Annotated in this window: 3 protein-coding genes; 2 read left to right on the forward strand and 1 reads right to left on the reverse strand. The window is 66.1% G+C overall.

All coding sequences use genetic code 11. The features are described 5' to 3' along the window. The coding region (locus tag K8V11_RS03495; protein ID WP_303910828.1) for a GTPase at nucleotides 1-183 on the reverse strand (183 nt) is incomplete at its 3' end. 54 nt (nucleotides 184-237) lie between these two features. On the opposite strand from K8V11_RS03495, the gene K8V11_RS03500 reads away from it, so the two are divergent. After that, on the forward strand, nucleotides 238-1,878 hold the full coding sequence (locus K8V11_RS03500) for an AI-2E family transporter (protein WP_303910829.1): 1,641 nt from the start codon (nucleotides 238-240) through the stop codon (nucleotides 1,876-1,878). Nucleotides 1,879-1,900: 22 nt separating this feature from the next. Next, complete coding sequence (locus K8V11_RS03505; protein WP_303910830.1) at nucleotides 1,901-2,680, forward strand: DUF6542 domain-containing protein; 780 nt, start codon at nucleotides 1,901-1,903, stop codon at nucleotides 2,678-2,680. Nucleotides 2,681-3,023: the final 343 nt, after the last annotated feature.

The raw sequence follows: 3,023 nt of genomic DNA on the forward strand, positions 1-3,023 counted from the left end.
CTGGCTGCCGAAGACGGACGCGAGCTGCGCGAGCCGCGGGTCGGGCAGCGGGACCACGCCGATGTTGGGGTCGATCGTCGCGAACGGATAGTTCGCCGCGAGCACATCGTTATGGGTAAGGGCATTGAACAGAGTGGACTTGCCGACATTGGGCAGACCGACGATTCCAAGGGTAAGACTCACGGTCGTCAAGTGTACGGGTATCTACCGCAGCCGCGAACATGAGAGTATGAACGCATGACCGATGCCAACGAAGGCGACCACCGCTCCACCGATCCGGACGCCGAAAACCGTTCCGCCACTTCCGACGCGACCGCCGCAGAGTCCCCTCGCGACGGCGAAGAGAACGAAGGCACCGAAACGAAGGCGTCGCAGAAGACGTCTACGGCAACTAAGTCCGACAAGAAGGATAAGAGCCAGAAGGACGGCTACCCTTCCGATTTCGACCCGGAACATCCCGAACGGTTCGAGGAGGGGCAACCCACGGACCGCGGCGTACTCATAGGGATGGGCGGGCGCTGGCTTTCCGATTGGGCTCTGCGCCTGGCCATCGGGCTGGTTGCGCTCTGGCTCCTCGGACAGATCCTCGGTTTCGTGTGGGTCGGGATCCTGCCGGTCCTGCTCGCGCTGATCGTCTCGACGGTGGTGTGGCCGCCGGTCAAGTACATGAAGAAGATCGGCATACCAGCGGCGTTGGCTGCGTTGTTGTCCATCATCCTCGGACTCGGCCTCATCGCCGGCATCATCGCGCTCATCACCCCGTCGATCGTCAACCAGGCGCCACAGCTCGTGGATTCCGCGTCGATCGGCATCCGCCGGCTGCAGGATTGGATCCAAGGCCCGCCACTCAATATCAATGACGATCAGATCAACGACGGCATCAACCAGGCCGTCGGGTTCCTGCAGGAACGTGGCGAGGATATCGCCGGCGGCGTCTTCGCGGGCGTGAGCACGCTGGGCTCCGTCGTCGTCACCCTGCTGTTGGTGCTAGTGCTCACGTTCTTCTTCGTCAAGGACGGACCGCGCTTCCTGCCGTGGCTGCGCGGGGTCACCGGTCGTCGCGCCGGCCGTCACCTCACCGAGGTGCTCACGCGGGCCTGGGTCACGCTCGGCGGGTTCATTCGCACCCAGGCGATCGTGTCGTTCGTGGACGCGTTCTTCATCGGTATCGGCCTGGTGATCCTCGGCGTGCCACTCGCGTGGGCGCTCGCCGTGCTCACGTTCCTCGGCGGGTTCATCCCCATCGTCGGTGCGTTTACCGCCGGCGCGCTCGCCGTGCTCGTCGCCTTCGTCTCCAACGGGCTGACCACGGCGATCATCGTGCTCGTTCTAGTCATCGCCGTTCAGCAGCTCGAAGGCAACGTGCTGCAGCCGGTCCTGCAGTCCCGCTCGATGAACCTGCACCCGGTGGTCATCCTTCTCGCGGTCGCCGGCGGCGGCACCCTGTTCGGCATTCTCGGCGCGTTCCTCGCGGTTCCCGTCGCCGCGGTGGTGGCGGTGATCATCCGTTATGTCAGCGAGCAGATAGATCTCATGGCCGGGGATGTTTCTGCGTCCGACGTCAAACCTGCAACGGAGGAAGGCCGGCTGACGGCGTGGCTCGCCGAGGTGAGCTCGGTCCGATTCCGCGACCTGCCCGGTGTGTCGAGTCTCGTCCCGCCGAAGAACGACGCCGCCGAGGTCTCGGCGAACAAGACCGAGGACGTACGGAAGGCCGCACAGAACACCGACCTTCCGCAGCCGGCGGATAAGGGCGGTCATCTCGGGATTCCCGAGGACGAGGAATCCAGCTCCTCCGGCTCCGGTAAGGGCTCGTCGGAGAAGTCGGGCGGACGCGCAATGGACGCCGTGCGCCGCCTGATACGAAGAAATGAGTGACGGGCCGTTAGGGTAGGTTGCTGTGAAACTTGCGGCTGGAACCTCGCGGCGTATCGCGCTTGAGGATCGATCGGTATTGCCAGGCCTCCCCGGGATTCCGGGGTGGGCCGCGGTGGTGCTGCTCTTGGTATTTGTCGGTGTGTCGTGGGCGCTGAGCTGGGGCGAGGAGATCCTCGGCCGCCCGTTCACGATCCTCTTCTTCCTCGGCGCGGTGTTCGCCGTGCTGCTTGTGCGCAGGAAGAACGTATTTACGACTGTGGTGCAGCCGCCGCTCGTCGCGCTGGTGACGATCCCACTGTTCCAGTACCTCAATACCGGCGGCTTCGGCTCGAGCATCGGCCGGACGGAGATCCTCACGATCCTCGTTCCGCTGGCCAAGCGGTTCCCGCTGTTGTTGGCGACGTGCCTGGTTGTGCTTGCGATCGCTCTGGTTCGCACGCTCATCCTGGAGCCGCGCACCCACCGTTCGCGCGGTGGCTCCCGCTGGGGGCGTCGCTCCTCGGGTGCACGACACGGCGCCGCAAGGTCGTCCGGTTCCGGCCATCGGGCCGCGCCGAAGAAGGTGTCCGGTAAGGCCTCCGGCAAGGGCAAGGATTCCGGCAAGTCCGGAAGTTCTTCCGATGACGACGGAGATGCCGAATCGCCTGGGCGACGCATCAGCGCCGCAGAGGCCGCCCGAAAGAGTAGTTCCGAGCGCCCGCCGATCCGCCGCGTTTCGCGTTCCGTGGAGGACGAGACGCCCGCCGGTTGGCCGGAGCGCGAGGCCGGCACGCGTGAAGGGCGCCACACCGTCGAGGACTGAGGTTCTCGCCCGGGTTTCGGCACGCTGCCGAGCGGCTACGCGCGATGTAGCGCAACCCACGGGCCGTGGTCGGCACCTACAATCGAAGGCGAACCGGGCGGAGCAATTCCGCTCGCGCCGGGCGACCCTGTCGGCCGCGCCTGCTTCGGGCGGGCGCCGGCACGGCACCTGAAGAGGTGGAAGGTGTTATGTCGAATCCGCGACCATCGAATCGGTACGTTATCGCGCGCGCCGGGCTCGGCCTGGCCGCCGTCACCGTGACCTCTGCGATCGAGCTGCCCGGCAAGGCGCTCGGCGCCACCGTCCGCCTGCCGGCGAATGTGCTCGGCGCCGGCGCGCGAGG

Origin of the sequence: Dietzia timorensis, from assembly GCF_020742175.1 — a bacterium.
Taxonomy (GTDB): domain Bacteria; phylum Actinomycetota; class Actinomycetes; order Mycobacteriales; family Mycobacteriaceae; genus Dietzia; species Dietzia timorensis_A.